Genomic DNA, 514 nt, shown 5'->3' with positions numbered 1-514 from the left:
CTATTTTGAGAATAGTAACGCTGAAGATATAAAAAAGACAAACATTAAAACGATGTTTGTCTTCAATCTGAAACAACGGATTTGCCGTTGCTTTTTTGGATGGTTACGATAGTCTTGGTAAAATAGAATTGCTTAATAAACCATTTAGAAAGGCCATCCCATGCATATTCACTATAACACAAATCAAACAACTTTAACACTAGAAATCAGTTCTTTGACTCTTCTGCCCTTACTTGAAACCTATCCTCATGACTTGAAGACAGTTGTCGCAGATGCTGGATATGGAAGTGAAGAGAACCTCCTTCGTTTAGATGAAAAGGAGGTGAACCATCTGATTAAATATGCCATGTTTGACAAGGAACAGAAGAGAGGGTATAAACAGTCAGCTAGAAACTTAGGGAATTGGTACTATAATGACAAGGAGGATAGCTACACACATCCTTACGGCTGGTATTATCGTTTTCACCATATCAAACATCAGAAAACACAGACGGACTTTCAACAGGAAATCAAG

1 pseudogene is annotated in these 514 nt (G+C 37.0%); it reads left to right on the top strand.

From position 1 onward, the window contains the following. Positions 1-217 precede the first annotated feature (217 nt). Positions 218-514: pseudogene (locus QM409_RS10795) on the top strand (transposase); the annotation flags it as partial.

It is taken from the genome of Streptococcus mitis (genome assembly GCF_047465045.1).
GTDB classification, from domain to species: Bacteria; Bacillota; Bacilli; order Lactobacillales; family Streptococcaceae; genus Streptococcus; species Streptococcus mitis_DT.
The sequence above is the reverse complement of the archived record's forward strand: the minus strand, read 5'-3'. Positions and strand labels throughout refer to the sequence as shown.